The organism is Mesorhizobium subarcticum (assembly GCF_055456085.1).
In genome coordinates this window covers 47,772-63,951 of the sequence record NZ_JBVBEG010000003.1, presented here as the reverse complement: position 1 = coordinate 63,951, position 16,180 = coordinate 47,772, and the positions used below count along the sequence as shown (strand labels likewise).

At 59.6% G+C, this 16,180-nt stretch carries 10 protein-coding genes and 3 pseudogenes; 4 read left to right on the top strand and 9 right to left on the bottom strand.

Going from position 1 to position 16,180, the window contains the following annotated elements; translation table 11 throughout:
* Position 1 precedes the first annotated feature (1 nt).
* The 3 genes from ACZYHG_RS36695 (at position 2) to ACZYHG_RS36685 (ending at position 2,854) form a co-directional block, all read left to right on the top strand.
* Positions 2-751 (top strand): electron transfer flavoprotein subunit beta/FixA family protein, encoded by a 750-nt coding sequence (locus ACZYHG_RS36695; protein WP_464615491.1) that lies wholly within the window; start codon positions 2-4, stop codon positions 749-751.
* A gap of 23 nt (positions 752-774) precedes the next feature.
* Entirely contained in the window at positions 775-1,713 is a 939-nt protein-coding gene (locus ACZYHG_RS36690; RefSeq protein ID WP_464615490.1) for an electron transfer flavoprotein subunit alpha/FixB family protein, read from the top strand.
* Positions 1,714-1,846: 133 nt separating this feature from the next.
* Positions 1,847-2,854 carry a GlxA family transcriptional regulator gene (locus ACZYHG_RS36685; RefSeq protein ID WP_464615489.1) on the top strand — a complete coding sequence of 336 codons (1,008 nt, stop codon included), beginning with the start codon at positions 1,847-1,849 and terminating at the stop codon, positions 2,852-2,854.
* A 257-nt stretch (positions 2,855-3,111) separates the two neighbouring features.
* On the opposite strand, the gene ACZYHG_RS36680 is transcribed toward ACZYHG_RS36685, so the two are convergent.
* From ACZYHG_RS36680 to ACZYHG_RS36660, 5 genes and pseudogenes are all read right to left on the bottom strand, one after another.
* Entirely contained in the window at positions 3,112-4,122 is a 1,011-nt protein-coding gene (locus ACZYHG_RS36680) for a DUF7986 domain-containing protein (RefSeq protein WP_464615488.1), read from the bottom strand.
* 124 nt (positions 4,123-4,246) lie between these two features.
* Positions 4,247-4,447, bottom strand: a pseudogene (locus ACZYHG_RS36675) (recombinase family protein); the annotation flags it as partial.
* A gap of 45 nt (positions 4,448-4,492) precedes the next feature.
* Positions 4,493-5,586 (bottom strand): annotated as a pseudogene (locus tag ACZYHG_RS36670) (IS1595 family transposase).
* A gap of 114 nt (positions 5,587-5,700) precedes the next feature.
* Positions 5,701-8,676, bottom strand: coding sequence for a Tn3 family transposase (locus ACZYHG_RS36665; protein WP_464615482.1), 2,976 nt, complete (start codon positions 8,674-8,676; stop codon positions 5,701-5,703).
* Positions 8,677-8,859: 183 nt separating this feature from the next.
* Positions 8,860-9,077: pseudogene (locus tag ACZYHG_RS36660) on the bottom strand (recombinase family protein); the annotation flags it as partial.
* Between the two features lie 143 nt (positions 9,078-9,220).
* On the opposite strand from ACZYHG_RS36660, the gene ACZYHG_RS36655 reads away from it, so the two are divergent.
* A complete protein-coding gene (locus ACZYHG_RS36655; RefSeq protein WP_464615487.1) occupies positions 9,221-12,160 on the top strand; it encodes a Tn3 family transposase in 2,940 nt (979 codons plus the stop codon).
* Here the strand turns inward: ACZYHG_RS36655 and ACZYHG_RS36650 are convergent.
* The 4 genes from ACZYHG_RS36650 to ACZYHG_RS36635 are packed head-to-tail and all read right to left on the bottom strand — an operon-like array spanning position 12,155 to position 15,589.
* A complete protein-coding gene (locus ACZYHG_RS36650) occupies positions 12,155-12,676 on the bottom strand; it encodes an FMN-binding negative transcriptional regulator (RefSeq protein ID WP_464615528.1) in 522 nt (173 codons plus the stop codon). The genes ACZYHG_RS36655 and ACZYHG_RS36650 overlap by 6 nt on opposite strands.
* Before the next feature lie 29 nt (positions 12,677-12,705).
* A complete protein-coding gene (locus ACZYHG_RS36645) occupies positions 12,706-13,635 on the bottom strand; it encodes an isopenicillin N synthase family dioxygenase (protein WP_464615486.1) in 930 nt (309 codons plus the stop codon).
* Complete coding sequence (locus tag ACZYHG_RS36640; protein WP_464615485.1) at positions 13,632-14,339, bottom strand: class I SAM-dependent DNA methyltransferase; 708 nt, start codon at positions 14,337-14,339, stop codon at positions 13,632-13,634. Before ACZYHG_RS36640 ends, ACZYHG_RS36645 begins: the two co-directional genes overlap by 4 nt.
* Positions 14,336-15,589: an NAD(P)-dependent oxidoreductase gene (locus ACZYHG_RS36635; RefSeq protein ID WP_464615484.1), complete on the bottom strand. Its 1,254-nt coding sequence runs from the start codon at positions 15,587-15,589 to the stop codon at positions 14,336-14,338. Before ACZYHG_RS36635 ends, ACZYHG_RS36640 begins: the two co-directional genes overlap by 4 nt.
* Positions 15,590-16,180: the final 591 nt, after the last annotated feature.

The window sequence follows — 16,180 nt, the reverse complement described above, 5'->3', positions numbered from 1 at the left end:
GATGAAAGTGCTTGTGCCCGTGAAGCGGGTTGTGGATGCGAATGTGAAGGTTCGCGTCAAGGCTGATGGTTCGGCGGTGGAACTCGCCAACGTCAAGATGGCGATGAACCCGTTCGACGAGATCGCGGTCGAAGAGGCGATCCGGCTCAAGGAAGCCTGCAAGGCCGAAGAGATCATCGTCGTGTCGATCGGCCCGCAGCAGGCGCAGGAAACCTTGCGCACCGCGCTCGCCATGGGCGCCGACCGCGCCATCCTGGTCAAGACCGATGAGCAGACCGAGCCGCTCGGCGTCGCCAAGGTGCTGAAGGGCGTCGTCGACGCCGAACAGCCCGGCCTCGTCATCCTCGGCAAGCAGGCGATCGACGACGATTCCAATCAGACCGGCCAGATGCTGGCGGCCCTGCTCGGCTGGGCGCAAGGCACCTTCGCCTCCAAGATCGTCCTCGAAGGCGACAAAGCCAAGGTGACGCGCGAAGTCGACGGCGGCCTGCAGACGGTGGAACTGAAGATGCCGGCGATCATCACCGCCGACCTTCGCCTCAACCAGCCGCGCTATGCCTCGCTGCCCAACATCATGAAGGCCAAGAAGAAGCAGCTCGACGAAAAGACCCCGGTCGACTACGGCGCCGACGTCAAGCCGCGGCTGAAGGTGATCAAGACCGAGGAGCCCAGCGGCCGCAAGGCGGGTGTCAAGGTCAAGAGCGTCGCCGAACTGGTCGACAAGCTCAAGAACGAAGCCGGCGTGCTGTAAGCGATCGGGAAAGGAACAGAAAAATGACCATCCTCCTCATCGCAGAACACGACAACGCAACGCTTTCCGACCAGACCGCCAAGGCGCTGTCGGCGGCCCTGCAGATTGGCTCGGCCGTGCATGTGCTGGTGGCCGGCAAGGGCGCCAAGCCGGCAGCGGATGCCGCCGCCAAGCTCAAGGGTGTGAGCAAGGTGCTGCTCGCCGAGGCCGACGAACTGGCCGAGCGCCTCGCCGAACCGCTGGCCGCGCTGATTGTTTCGCTGGCTGGCAGCTACGACACCATCATCGCGCCGGCGACCTCGTCGGGCAAGAATGTCGCGCCGCGCGTGGCGGCGCTCCTCGACGTCGCGCAGGTGTCCGAGATCATCGAAGTGGTCTCGCCCGACACGTTCAAGCGGCCGATCTATGCCGGCAACGCGATCCAAACGGTGCAGTCGACCGACGCCAAAAAGGTTATCACCGTGCGCACCGCTTCATTTTCCGTCGCCTCCCAAGGCAATGCGGCTGCCGTCGAGATTATCTCGGCGGCAGCCGACCCGTGTGTATCGTCCTTTGTCGAGAACAACCTTTCCGACACCGACCGTCCGGAACTGACCTCGGCCAAGATCATCATCTCGGGCGGCCGTGCGCTGGGTTCGGCGGAAAAGTTCCAGGAAGTCATCCTGCCGGTCGCTGACAAGCTCGGTGCCGCCGTCGGCGCCTCGCGCGCTGCCGTCGATGCCGGCTATGCGCCGAACGATTGGCAGGTCGGCCAGACCGGCAAGGTCGTCGCACCCGATCTCTACATCGCGGTCGGCATCTCCGGCGCCATCCAGCACCTTGCCGGCATGAAGGATTCGAAGGTCATCGTCGCAATCAACAAGGACGAGGAGGCACCGATCTTCCAGGTTGCCGACTACGGCCTGGTCGGCGATCTCTTCGTCATCCTGCCGGAGCTGGAAAAGGCGCTCTCAGGCAGCTGAAGCGAGAAAGATGGCTTGGTTCGATCCTCTCGCTAGAGGTTAGGAAACGACGGCATCCTCTGGCGGTATGCCACAAAATTTGAGCGGTGACAGGATGAACTTAATAAACAACCGACTTGTCAGCGAGCGGAGATTGGATCGCGTAAGCTTAGATGCCACGGCCTTCATGCCTTTGGCTGATGGAATCACGGAATTCTTGATAGTCCTTGTTCCCGGATTTTCACAACTGTGTATGTCGTCGTTCATCGATCCATTGCGGTACGCAAACAGATTGTCCGGTCGCGAGCGGTTTCGATGGAGATTGATAAGCGACGACGGCACCCCTGTTATGTGTGCCAGCGGCGTCCGAGTGTGCGTGGATGCAAGCCTTAACCAGGAAGCCAAGCTTCTGAAATCAAAACGTTTACCCGATGGCATCGTGGTTTGCACGGGCGAGGGAATCGAACACTATCAATCAGCACCACTGGTGTCTCTTCTACGCCTCTGTGCGCGTCGCAATGTGAGGCTTTACGGACTTGGTACCGGCGCATGGGTCCTTGCTGCGGCCGGTCTGTTGTCAGACACGCGCTGCACTATCCATTGGGACGCGATGGCAGCGTTCTCGGAGACATTTGAAGGCCTCAAGCTGACTGACGCTCTCTTCGTCGAGCAAAAAGGAATAGTCACTTGCGCCGGCGAATTTGCTGCCTTTGATCTCGCGATCAGCTCAGTAGAACACCGATGTGGTGCCGATGTCGCGCGATCAGTCTGCCGTTTCCTCACAGCCGATCGATGGCGCGAGGGGGAAAGCTGCCAATCAGCTCCCCTTGGGCTTCGCTTCAGCGGCGCGAGCGAAAAGCTGATCCGCATCATTCGCATCATGGAAAATTCTGTAGATGAGCCGTTGTCGATTCGCGCTATTGCTCAACAGCAGGGCCTTTCTTGCAGGCAAATCCAGCGCCTCTTTCTTCACCATCTCAAGGCGACGCCGATGCAATACTATCTTTTGCTAAGATTGGCGCGGGCGCGCCAACTACTCGAATTAACCGATATGTCCGTGCTGCAGGTGGCAGTTGCTTGCGGCTTCGTCTCATCATCGCATTTTTCAAAATGTTTTCGTGACCATTTCGGTGAGGCGCCCAGCGGTGTGCGGCGCGGCTAAATGGATTTTCGGGCCATTCTCAACCGAACGGACCTCGTTGTTGCCGAGAAAATGCCACGTGCCGTGGCTGCAGTCTGGTCACAGCTTACGGCGCCCTGCACGAGGATCATCCAAGATGGCTCCAGTACATTATAGGGACACAGATATACGGTAGCGATTATCGGCGGAGATTTTCGATACCGAGTTCGGTCCTGATCCACTGGAAATCATAGGTCGCCATGGGATCGTTGGGGTCAGGCTGGCTTGAAGAACGGTTTTCAAGATATTTGAGCCATTCGGCGGCCTTCTCGCGACCTGGCGATCTCGGGTGGCAGCTCCGGACGAGCCGTATCCTTGTGGACGGGCCTTTCGGCCATCATTTGCTCGACGGTACGGATTTCAGTGAGCGGCTTTCCAACCAGATCGTTCAGCGCCCCCTGCATCAGCGCCGTTCCTTTTTCGGCTCGGGCGGCGGAATTGGTCGACAGGTGCAGGAAGCGGCCCTTCAGTTCCACATTGCCCAGCACCCGCGCGCCGTCCTCCATGGAAGTGTCCCATGCGAGGTTTCCAGATTTGCCGGCCTTGAGCCTTCCCTTCGGGATGTCGCCAAGCCAGTTCCAGAATTTCGCGTTCTCCTGTCGCAGAGCCGGGACTGTCTTCAACTGGGCGGTGATTTCTTTCGGGGTGATCCCGGATGCCAGCGGAAAGCGGACATCGTGGAAGATGATTGCGTCGCCGTCGCCATTCTCGAAGGTGGTCTGCTCCATCCGCATCGTCCGATCCAGGGTGTCGAACAGCCATGAGAGGGTAAATACCGGCGCGGCCTGTTGAAGTTCTTCGTTTGTTGGTACGGGCAGTTTTTTGGACCGACCCTTGCCAAAGATCGCCCGCAAACCATCGAACAGCGCGTCGGAAGCTTCCGGTGTGAACGGTAGCAATCCTCCGCCAATGATGTTCTTGCCCGCAACGGGAACGACTCTGGCCGCAACCCTGTCCCATTGCTGCAATGTCTTCGTGGCAGTGCCCTCGCTGACCAGGACAGGATCACCACCGCGGATGAGATCGCGGGCCATCAGGGATTTGCCCGACACGATGTCGCTGACTTCGTAGAGGCTCATGACCGACGTCCGGAGCGCCTTCATATAAGCTTTTGCCTGGGCGCCTTCCTTCCAACCGCGCCGCTTCAGATAGTCGTCAGCGATATTGCCGCCCTCGACGTCGAAATCCTGAGTGAGGAAATCCTCGAAGGCGCAGCCCCAAAGCGTCATTGCCCAATGATCGCCGAGCATCTCGGCCAGATCATCGAACTCCATGTTGCTGGCGTCGAGAACCGGCCCGAAATGATCGTCGAGAGTGTCTTCGAAACAATCACGCCATTCGTCGCGGGAGAGGAACTTCATCAGACCCTTGAGGTCATGGCTGTTGGGCATGGCCTTTTCCCACCTTCCGTCTGTGCTCGGCTATAATTCTCGATACCGTTGGCTGGCTGACTTCGTAGAGCCGCGCCATTTCAGCGGCTGACTTGCGTCCGGACAAGACGCTCTCGGCGATTTCCAGCCGTTTCTTTGGATTGAGCTTCTTGCGGCGGCCGCCGATCCTGCCCTCGGATCGCGCCAAGGGGTCGGAACAAGAGCAGTGCGAAATCGTACGCGGCCTTTATCAACCAAAGACAGCGACGGCTGATTTGATGATGATGCCGCCATCCGGGCTTCGGCGCATCTGACGACCCGTGGCGGTGCGAAAAACATTCGTCAATTGCAGCGCAGGCGGCACGCGCGACCACAAGGTTCGCACGCTCTCCCGGCCATGCCGGGTTTTGCGAATGACGTTTCCTGTGACGACGCGCTGCGACCATCGGAAGCCGACCTCGTGGAAATACAGGTCGGCATGCTGCGGGCTGATATGATGAAAGACGCCGGCGATGGTACGGCGGACGCGGGAGTTGAAGCCCTCGACCGAATTGACGTGGACGGCGTCGCGCACATACTCACCGCTGGAATGCTTCACTGTCTCATGCTTGGCAAAGCTCTACCAATGGCCATGAATGCCTTCCACTCGTCGCTCATCAAATGAGCTCCCAATTCGATCTGCGCTTCAATGACGCGTTCGCTTGCTCGCGCCGAGAGACTGGTCACGACCGCGGCACGCGCGTCACCGGCCAGAGTGCCAGGCATGACGTCACTCGGGCGCCGCACCATTGCCATGACTGGCGTTTTGTCCGTATTCGCCTGGCCTTTCCGGCCGCGGCCCGGAGGCGGGTCGTCGGGATTCTTTCTGGGCCTTCCACCGAGATGGAAATGGTCGATCTCCACCGTGCCGGCGAGCATGTTCTCCCGCGCCACCATGAGACGCAGTGCATGTCCCATCCGCCAGGCCGTTGGCTGGCTCACCCCGAGCGCCTCGGCCAGGCGCACCGACGACAAGCCCTTGTCGGATTGCAGTAACAGCCACATGGCCTTCAGCCAAACACGCAAGGGAAGCTTCGTGGAGTGCAGAGGCGTGTGTGTCGTCACCGTGAACTGGAACCGGCAATCGCCGCTGGAACATTGATAAAGACCCGGTCGGGCGCGACGCTTGCCGGTATCGCGACCGGCAAGCGCAATCGAGCGTTTGTATCCGCAGGCGGGGCAGATCCGGCCATCCGGCCACACCATGCTTTCCAGCAACCGACGGCAATGCTGCTCATCCCGGAAGGCCGCGATCATTTCTTCAACAGTCCGAATGTTGGAAAGCGCTGCAAGTATTTCAGGCATTCTCACCTCCTTAGACCAGCCCGAAGAATCGCATGAAAGGCCATAGGTCACAAGGATATTGCGGTCTTTGGTTGATAAAGGCCTCGTACGCTAAGGTCGAACGGAGCAGGAACGTTATGCGGCACGGCGTAGCCCTGGCGGGAGGCGAAGCGACCTGAAGCCTTCCGGGAGATGTTGCTCGCTATCCCAGGTGTAGATACCTGTCAGGTTGATGTGCTCCCAACTCAGCGGCGAGATATGCTTCAACAGCGTATCTGGGATGTTCCTTCCCGCTCGTTTGAGCTCTGTGACCGCGCGGTCGAGATAGACCGTGTTCCAGTGGACGATCGCGCTGACGACAAGATTGAGCCCCGATGCGCGGAATGCCTGACTTTCGAACGACCGGTCGCGGAGTTCGCCACGCTCATGAAAGAAGACTGCGCGTTTGAGTTTGTGCGCTGCCTCCCCCTTGTTGAGGCCGGCTTGGCAGCGCCGGCGCAGTGTCGAGCTCGAGTACCATTCGATCATGAATAGCGACCGCTCGATGCGGCCGAGTTCCCGAAGAGCCTTGGCCAGTTGGCTTTCCTTCGGTGATGCCGAGAGCTTCTTCAGGATCGTCGAGGGCACAACGGCACGGGTGGTGATCGATGCCGCCAGATGAAGCAGATCGTCCCAGTGATCGAGGATCAGGGTGGTGTTGATTGGCGCTCCGATGTGGTTCGACAGCGCCGGGTATGCATCGCCTTTCTCAAACGTGTGGAACTTCCGATCTTTGAGATTGCGCAGTCGCGGTGCGAACCGCTTGCCGATCAGAGCGAATAGCCCAAAGACGTGATCGCTCGCGCCGCCGGTGTCGGTGAAGTGCTCCTGTATCTCGAGGATTGTGTCCTGATCGAATAATCCGTCGAGCACAAAGGCGGCCTCGCTTTCGGTCGGGCTGATGGGCAAGATGCTGAAGTAGCCGTACTGATCTGACAGATGGCTGTAGAACTTCGATCCGGGCTCACTGCCGTAATGTAGATTGATATCTCCGCGCTTTGCGGCGCGGTCGCTTGCTCGGAAGAATTGGCCATCAGATGACGACGTCGTGCCATTGCCCCAAAGGCGAGAATGCGGATGGCGGGTGTGTGCGTCCGTCACGCAGGCCTGGGCCGCACGGTAGGTTTCTGACCGGGCATGGAAGGTGCGCATCCAACTGATCTGGTGAGCGCTGATCCCTTTGGACGCGCTGGCCATCCGTTTAGGACCAAGGTTGGTTGCATCGGCCAGTACGCCAGCCAGCATGGCCGAGACATTCCTCGGAGTGTCGCCCGTGCGAACATGGGTGAAGCAATCCGCAAAGCCGGTCCATTCATGCACCTCCCTCAAGAGATCTGGCACCTCGACCAACGGATAAAGCTCGCTGATCTCGGCATTCAGTTCCTCGGCTGCAGCGGGAACCTCGCCGGCGGTCGGCGTGACGATCAAGGTACCAGCTTCAAGGCGAACACCGTCGAGCTTCCCGGATCGTGCCCTGTGCGCCAGGCGCTTCAGGTTGAAGTCGAGCATCTGCCGCGCTTCGGTAAGCCACGCCGCACCGCCTTCTTGGACACCAAGTCCGAGGCGACCTTCATCTTTCAGGATTGTGAACGTTGACCGCGGCATCAGGTGCTCGTCGATCGGTCGGAAAGATCGGCTGCCGTCGACCCAAATGTCCGCGGATCTAAGGCGGTCTCGCAAAGCCGCGAGCGTAGCAATCTCATAGAGACGGCGATCGGGCTTCTCCTGCCCGAGGATTAGTCGTCGATCAGCTTGGCTGAGGTGGGTGACCGGGACGCGATCCGGAAGGCTCCGCCGCTTCTCGGCATAGAGCCGTTTCAGCAGCGAAATCGCCGCAAGAAGGGGATCATGGCGGCGCGCTGAGCGGAATGTGAACGCCTGCAGGAACGCACCGGCGTACTTGTTGACGGTCGCATATTGCTCGGCCGCCAAGGTCAAAGGCGACGCCTCGTTATCCTCGACCATCGACTCAAGCTCAGGCTTCATCCGAAGCAACCGGTGCCATCCAACTTCCTGATCGAGAACCTCCAATGCGTTGCGGCCATAATCGTTCGCGGACTGCAGGGCTGTGATCGTGTCCAGGAACATGCGTAGCGCTTTGGCCGTATCCGGCCTGCAGTCCATGTGCCGCTGCTTCTTGCGGTTATTGGCTTGCGAGAACAGCCGGCCGATCAGCTTGATGAACATCGACACTGCATCGTCAGTGAGCTTCTGGCCGAGCTTGATAATCTGCGCCACGATCAGCGCATGTCGACGGCTGGCATTGAAGTCGTTGGCCAGCCATGCCGGTGTGGCGTTGCCCTCACGGATCATCTGATCCCACCGTCCAGACGATATGCGCATCTGCAATTTCGGATCGATTTCTAGCTTGCGCAGGAACGCGATCCGTTCGGTCAGCCCGACCAGGTTTGACGCACCTGGCGCATCCGGCGCTGATCGCAGCCAATGAAAGCGCGTTTGCCCGATGGCCGGGTCAACCTCCAACAGCTTATCCAATGATTGAAGCGTATCGACCGAAATTTCTTCGATCAGCGCTCTCTCCGCCCGCCGACGGGCAATGGCGCGGGCGGCAAGACCGATCCGTTCGATCGTGTCAATTGACGGCAGAAGAGATCCGCGTTCACGAAACATGGAGACAGTAGCACTCGCTATCGCGCCACCGTCGTCGGAGATCGCGGCCGCCTGAATTGCAGCCAACAGCGCAGCTCTACGGTCTTGCCCCGTCGCGCTCCGCGCGGCCAGATAAACCATCAAGCGAGCAATGTGATCGCGACGCGTTTCTTCACGGCGTGCATAGAGCGCAAACTTTCCAGCGTCGGCGCCAATCTGCTCAGCAACGTACTTTAGCATTGCGCGAGGCGGCGTTTCATCGGTCGCCAACACCCTGCCTGGATATCGCATCAAGCAGAGCTGAACGGCAAATCCGAGCTGATTGTGTTCTCGTCTGCGAAGTCCAATTTCAAGCCTGTCAGCCGACGACAACGAATAGTGTCGGATGAGGCCGTCCTCATCGGTTGGTGTATCGAAAAGTCTCTGTCGATCCTGAACCTTGAGAAGCCTCCGTTTACCCATCGCCCAACTCCATCCACGACTAATCTGCCGGGAGCGTTGTCGAGTCGGAGGGGCGAAGAAATCAAAATTGGTGCCCTGCGATGGCAATCCACAGGGATCGGATGCTGCACAGCCGGACTACAGTAGAGTTCACGATCCGTTCGCCCTTAGCGTACGATTTCGCACTGCTCTTGTTCCGACCCCCTTGAGCGAGCGTGACAGGCGGTCGAGCTTCCAGACGACAACGGTGCCCTGCCTCAAGTGATCAAGCATCAACTGTGTAATTCAGGCCGTTCCCAGCGACCGCCAGACGCTTCTTCCTTGAAGATGCGCTTGCAACCTGCATCGGCGAGAGCCTTGGCTTGCGCCTTGTTCGACTGGTCGTCCCCCTTGCTCACCCGGGCATAGCCGATCAGCACCATGGTTCCTTTCGAAAACGGTCGTTTATGGAAGGCCGCCGGCATCTACGAGAATCTAGGTGCAGAGCCTTTCACAATCCTCTTTCATTATGACGTCGTAAGGCAAGTGGTTTGTGAAGGGATGAACGATGCCGGCTCGGATATCGATGACCAAGACGCAGCGGGAGAAGCTTTTGGCATTGCCGGACAGGGAAGATGAAACCGTCCGGTATCATAGCCTCACCTCCGATGACCTCGCGGCGATCGCCCAAAGCCGGATGCCCGAGACCCGGCTCGGTTACGCGCTTCAGCTCTGTTGCCTGCGCTACCCCGGTCGATATCTTCGGCGCGGCGAATTCCTGCCGGGCATCATGCTCAATCATATCGCAGAACAGGTCGGTGCCGATGCCGAAGCGATATCCTTGTTCGCCCGACGTGGAGCCACCCGATATGAACAACTGGCGGCGATCAAACAGCGTCATGGTTTTCGGGATTTCACCAGGCCGACGCGAGCAGAACTCGCCGCCTGGGCGGAGCGCGAAGCCGTCGGTTTGACCGACGGGCGCGTGCTGCTCGATCGGCTGATCGAACGGATGCGCGCCGAGCAGATCATTATTCCCGGCATCAGCGTGGTCGAGCGCATGGCCGCCGCGGCGATGCACGCGGCCGATGCCGCCGTGGTAGCTGAGATCAATTCTCTTCTATCGGATGCGCAGCGTCTGCAGCTTGATGCACTTCTGTCGGATAAGATACATGTCCGCCAAAGCCGGCTGTCTTGGCTGCGTGAGCCGCCCTCCAGGGTCGGTGGGAGGCCGCTTCTCGAACTTCTCGACAAGCTCACCCTCGTCCGCACGATTGGCGGCGATGTTGTTGTTTCGCGTCCCGGCCTCGGGCCCCGCATGGCGCAGATGGCGAAGGAGGGCAGCCTCTATACGGCGCAGGCTTTTCAGCAGATGGGACCTGCCCGCCGGCACACCATCATGATGGCGACGCTGAGCGAACTCGGGATCGCGCTGACCGATGGCGCGCTTACCATGTTCCAGTCGCTCGTCGGCCGCGCGAACCTGCGTGCCCGAAAGCGGCTCGAGGAGACGATCGCCGCCTCCACCGAACAGGGCCGAACACGGCTGACTCGCATCGCCGATGTGCTGGACGCTTTGGTGAGGACCGCGAGGAAAGACGGCGACATCAAAGCGGCCGTCACCGCGATCGCGGCGCTCGACGTCGTCGAAGCCGACGCCGCCATCATTCGGCGTACAATTCGTCCCGGAAGGCCGGACGTACTCGGCGAGCTTTCCCACGAGCACCGCGTGTTCAAGCAGATCGGCGCCCGACTCCTGGCGAGCTTCACGTTCGAGGGGCGTCGGGCGTCTCAGCCATTGCTTTCAGCGGCTACCGTTCTGCGCGACCTTGGCGGTGACTGGCGCAAGTCATTACCGGCGAGTTTGCCTCTCGGCCATATCGAAAGACGCTGGTATCGACACGTCTTCAAGGAGGGTTCGGTTGACCGGACCTACTACGAACTCGTCACTTTCTTCGCACTGTCCAACGCTCTCGCCAGCGGTGACGTGTGGGTGCCGACATCGCGAATCCATCGCTCGCTCGATACGCTCCTTACGCCGGCTTCGCCTGCAACGAACCTCCCCCCTTCGCGGCTGCCGACCGTTCCGGTGGTTGGTGCCGAGACCTACATAGAGGCTCGCGCGGCCGAACTCGATGCCGCCCTCCTTGCCACGGCGCGCGGGCTGTCGGGCAAGGATGTGGCCATGTTCACCGGCGGCAAGCTCCGTTTCCCGAAGGAGCAGAAGGACAACGAGGCCGAGGGCGCCGGCGCCGTTTCCGCCGCCATCTACCGGCTGATGCCGCGCGTGCGGATTACCGACATGCTCGATCAGGTCGACCGCTGGACAGGATTCACAAGTCAATTCGGTCACGTCTCGACCAGTCTGCCACCCGACAACATTCGCGCCTTCATGGCGACGCTCATCGCCGAGGCGACGAACCTTGGCTTGTCGCGCATGGCCGAGATAAGCGGAGCAGGCTCCCGTCGGGCGCTATTGCGGATGCAGACATGGCACATGCGTGAGGACACATTCCGGGCGGCACTCGCCGGCCTCACCGATGCGATCCACGCCGAGCCGCTGTCGGCCTGGTTCGGCGAAGGGTGGCGGGCATCGGCGGACGGGCAGGCCTTTTATCTCGGCGGCCCCGGCGAAGCTGGCGGCGCCGTCAACGCGCATTACGGCCGCGATCCGATCGTCAAAATCTACACCACGATCACCGACCGTTACGCGCCGCTCCACCAGAAGGTCATAGCTGGCACCGCCGGAGAAGCCATCCATTCATTGGACGGCATCCTCGGTCACGAGAGCAGCGTGAACGTCGCAGCACTTCATGTCGATGGTGGTGGCGCGTCGGACATCGTCTTCGCCGTCATGCACCTGCTCGGACTTTCCTTCGAACCCCGTATCCCGCGCCTGTCGGATCGCAAACTCTACGCGTTCGAGCCGAAAGCGCGGTACGGTCCACTGGCGCCGTTGTTCGGCCATCGCCTCGACGCCGGGTTGATCCGGACACACTGGGAGGATGTTCAAAGGATAATCCAGGCGCTCAGGAACCGGGTGGTGACACCGTCGCTCATCCTGAAGAAACTTAGCGCTTACCGGCAGCAAAACAGTCTGGCCGCCGCGCTGCGCGAAATCGGCCGCATCGAGCGCACGCTGTTCACCTTGCGCTGGTTCGAGGATCCCGAGCTCCGCCGGCTCGTCACCGCCGAACTCAACAAGGGCGAAGCGAAGAACTCGCTCTCCCGAGCAGTGGCTTTCCACCGCCTTGGGCGTTTCCGGGACCGTGGGCACGAAAACCAGGCCAGCCGCGCCGCCGCCCTCAACCTCGTCACCGCAGCCATCATCCTGTTCAACTGCCGCTATCTCGGTCGCGTCGTCGAAGCGATGCGCCGGCGCGGAACGGCATTCGATGAGCGGATAATCCCGCAGCTCTCGCCGTTGGGCTGGGACCATATCAACATCACGGGCGATTACGTCTGGTCAGACCATCTCATGGTCGATGGCGAAGGGTTCCTGCCGCTTAGGATTGACGCCTCATGACGGCGCCGACATGCCTACCGTATATCTGTGTCCCAATAATGCACTGGGGCCAAGATGTTTTAAATAGGTGTTCAGCTGCAACGCATAGGTTAACATTGGGCAGTCCAGAACAGCGGCTTCGGCGCAACCCAATTCTTCACGAAGGTAAAAGCTAATCGGATTTGGCCGCTGCGGATTCGAGCATCGCTTGTCCCACCCCATTGGCTCCTTGGGCGTTTCCGTAGCGTTCTGAATGTCGCGCACCTCTTGTTTAGACTGAGTTTGGATTTCCCAACCAGGCTGGTGATCTCCAAAGCCACGGATCGCTTTGAGCTTTGAGCATAGTTTCGATGAAATCTTTCGCGCGTCGCCCATCTTCCACGGGGCCGGCTGCGTGGCTTCATGCATATGTGTGAGCTTCGCGACGTTGCGACGTACGTAGCGCTCATGATCCACAACAGTGATGCGCCCATGGGCGTGGGCGACGAGATAGTTCCACGTCGGCACCTGCCGAACTAAGCGATACGTCGTCACCATATTCACGCAAGCTCGAGAAACCGAACGGCTTACTGCAACTCTCGTGCATGTCCAGCGCCATTCCCGGTATCCCAGATTGATTCGAAGTTGCGAAACATCATTTCCACGACACTGAAGGTGTGCTTGCCTTGCCGGGAAGTCAGGCGAGCGTCGATGTCGGGATAGATAAAGAAGGGAAGAGAAATTCGTTCAGCCGGACCATTGTGCACGACCTGATGGGGCGTGCTCTTGAATCGGTCATCGCTCAAGGCTTGAAGCATGTCGCCCAGATTGACAACGAGACTGTCGGGGAGGCTCGGCGCCGGCACCCAGCGCCCCCCGAACCACACCTGCAAGGAACGCGTGGGGAGTTCCTCCTGCAGCAACAGCGTGAAGAATCCATTGTCGGTATGCTTTCCGGCCGTGCCGCCAGTAGATGGATATCGGATCACGCGCTGCAGGACCGTCGGCGGGTTGAAATAGCGTCGGAACCAGCCCTCTTCCATTTCGAGCAGGTCGGCCAGCGCCATCCCGAGCTTCGGCACAACCTCATTGACCACGGTAGCCTGCAAAGCAAGCAGGCTTCGGGCGAAGCCAGGGGCCACCGCGTCATCCGGAAGGCGTGTGCAACCAGCAAACGGACGCCGATCGCCTTCGTTCTCGATTCCGAGGTCGAACATTTCCTTCGGATCGGGGCCGGCCTCGGGATGTAGCATTTCACCGTACAACGGACTGTATCCACGGGCGGTAGCGGGGTACACCTCTTGGGCGGAGTGACCGTAACGTTCCTTTGTCGCCTGTGGCAACGCGAAGAACCGCCGGGAAGCCTGGATCGCTTCTGCGATCTGTTCTTTCGGGATTCCGTGCTCAAGGTAGAAGAACCCGTACTCCTCGCAGGCCAGGCGTAGGCGCTCGCGCTCTTCGTGTCGGGTTGCATCGGCTGCCAGTTTTGCCAGTGAGATTTGCGGTAGCGTGATCATAGCTCCTGCTCCGTTTCTGCAAAGACCCTATCGGGCACTTTGAAAACCCAGTAATGCGCGCCCTCCTCCGCGATATATTTGCCGTCATTTAGGCACTGTGCCGTCACAAGCACGCCCGCATCCTGCAGACGCCGCACCTCATCTTCAAAGGATGTGGCCTCCGCATAGCTCTTTCGGGTGCTTGCGATGATGAATCCGTTGGGGCGCGTGACGCGAGCCAGTTCGCGCAGTGCATTCGGTCCGACATGCCCGAGCGTGAAGACGCCGCAGCAGACCGTGATGTCATAGCTCGCGCTTGAGTGGTCGGAGAGCGGCCCGTTAAGGTCGACATCGCCTTGGACATCCTGGTAGACACCAGTTTTCCGGGCCTTTTCGGCCATCTCTTCGGAAAGGTCGAACCCGTCGAGCAACTGGAAGCCGATGCGCTTCAATTCCACGCCAACGAGGCCTGTTCCGCACCCGGCGTCCAGGATTGCGATGGCTGCTCGCTCATTGGCAAAATACGCTGTCTGCACGGCGCTCGCGAGTTCCGCAACCACCGTCGGCCCGCAGTATCCGTCGCGGCCGACATCCAGTTCATAGGAACTAGCCCATCCGCGATAGAAGTGGGCCAAGCGACTGACGTCGCCGTCGAGGGCATGGGAATCCTTGATGCGCTTTCGCGCGGCTTGCTCCAGTGTCGTCTGCTGGTCGAGGGTGGTCATGACAGTTTCCTCCGTGTAGGGCAGATGAGATGCGGTACGGTCGTCAGCGGCGGCGCAATGGCACCGGCTCGATCAATGAGGTCCTCGTTGCCGTATTGCTGAGCATGGCTGTCCGACCATGCGGAGGCTCCTACGCTCCAGGTGATCACGTCGTAGATCAGGGCATCGCTCAGGCCCATGCCGCGTCCGAGATCAAACGCCTCGTCAAGGATCAGGCGATTGACGTGGGTGAGCTCGTCGACCAGAGACTTGAGCAAGCGTATCTGGATGTCACTGAGTGGGGCGTCGTCGAGCGGAAACACATGCTCGCGCTTCGGTTTGATCCGTCCGACGGGATCTGTGAGGAATTCCTGGTCTGGCGGATGCGCGGGGTCGGCACCGTACTTGGATGGCGCGCGATAGCCCGCCACTTGCACTCGAACGCCGAAGGCCACCTGCGCCAGTTCAACGACACGCAGGTGGTTGTCGTATCGGTCGAACTTCCGTCCCGCCTGGCTGTAACACTTTTCGACGGCGCGCCCGATCGGCAGTCTCACGCCGAGTTCATCAGCCAGTTGGACGGTCAAGCCCATATCCTTCACCGTGATCTCCAGAGTGCAAGAGCGATCGTAGCTGCCATCCAGGAGAAACGGGACGAACTGCTCGATTGCAACGCAGTTCGCCGAAGAGCCGACAAACTTGCGCCACGCCTGCTGCGCTGGAACGCCATCGCGCACACTTCGGCAGAGCGCGTCGCCGCTCGCAACTGCTGCAGCGTAAAAGAGTAGGTTCGTCAGCAATTTGACTGATTGGCCCTGACCGATGTCTCCGACATGGAAGGAGATGGCTCCCATGGTTTGCAATACCGCCTCGCAACGCCCATAGACCTCCGATTGCCCGCCGACGAAGAAGCTGACATTGGCGAAATCGACCCCCATGTGAGACAAGTTGCTCACGGGCGCTTCTAGTGTATCCACGCCAATTGCTGCGGCCCGGCGGGCGATCTCGATCGTGTTGTGGTAGTCGGTGGTGGACGTATCGATCCACACGCTCCCCGGTGCCATTCCCGCCAAAGCGCCTTGCTCGCCCGTCATGTTGTCAAAGACGTCGTGTGGCAGCGGCAGGCAGGTGATGACAATTTCGCAATCGCGGGCCGCGTCGCGCGGTGCGTCATGCCACCGAGCTCCCTTTTCCAGCACGTGTTTCGCAGCTGCGGGATCGATGTCGTAGACGTCCACCAGATAGCCGGCTTCCAAGAGCTTGGCGATCATCGGTCGTCCCATACTACCAGTACCAATGAATCCGATGCGTTCGGCGTTGCGCAAACGAGTGGCGCTTACAGCCCCTGCGGCAGACACTAGGTTTCTTTTCATAAGTACAGTATCGCTTTTCTTTTGGTTTGCGCGTCCAACATTACCTTATAAATGGAATAAACACCTGGTTTAGGGCAGAAGCAAGGGAAGATATGTGAAAACACTTTACATTTTTATTGCTAGTTTACTAACGATGGTTAAATTTTTGGCGGACAACGTTCACAATTGTGAGTCGTATTAGGGCGGAGTTAGAGAGGCTTTTTTGTTGACAGCTCGGCGAAAGGGTGCGCGAGTAGTCGGGCTTCAAGACGGTCAAGCGCTATCGGTCTCTGCCGCCGGAGACGCCCGGCGTCGTGCGTGTACGGCGGAAGCAGAAATCTTCAGGAATGGCAGGACCCAAAAACAGCCAATGCAGGGCGGTGTCCCGTCAGATTCCATGTGACGTGAATTGCCATCAACGTGCGTTCGTGATTGCTGGGTCTATCACGTTCTTGCTTGCTGCCAAAAAAAAGGAATTTCCCCAACTACGCATACCTGCCTGGCAAACAT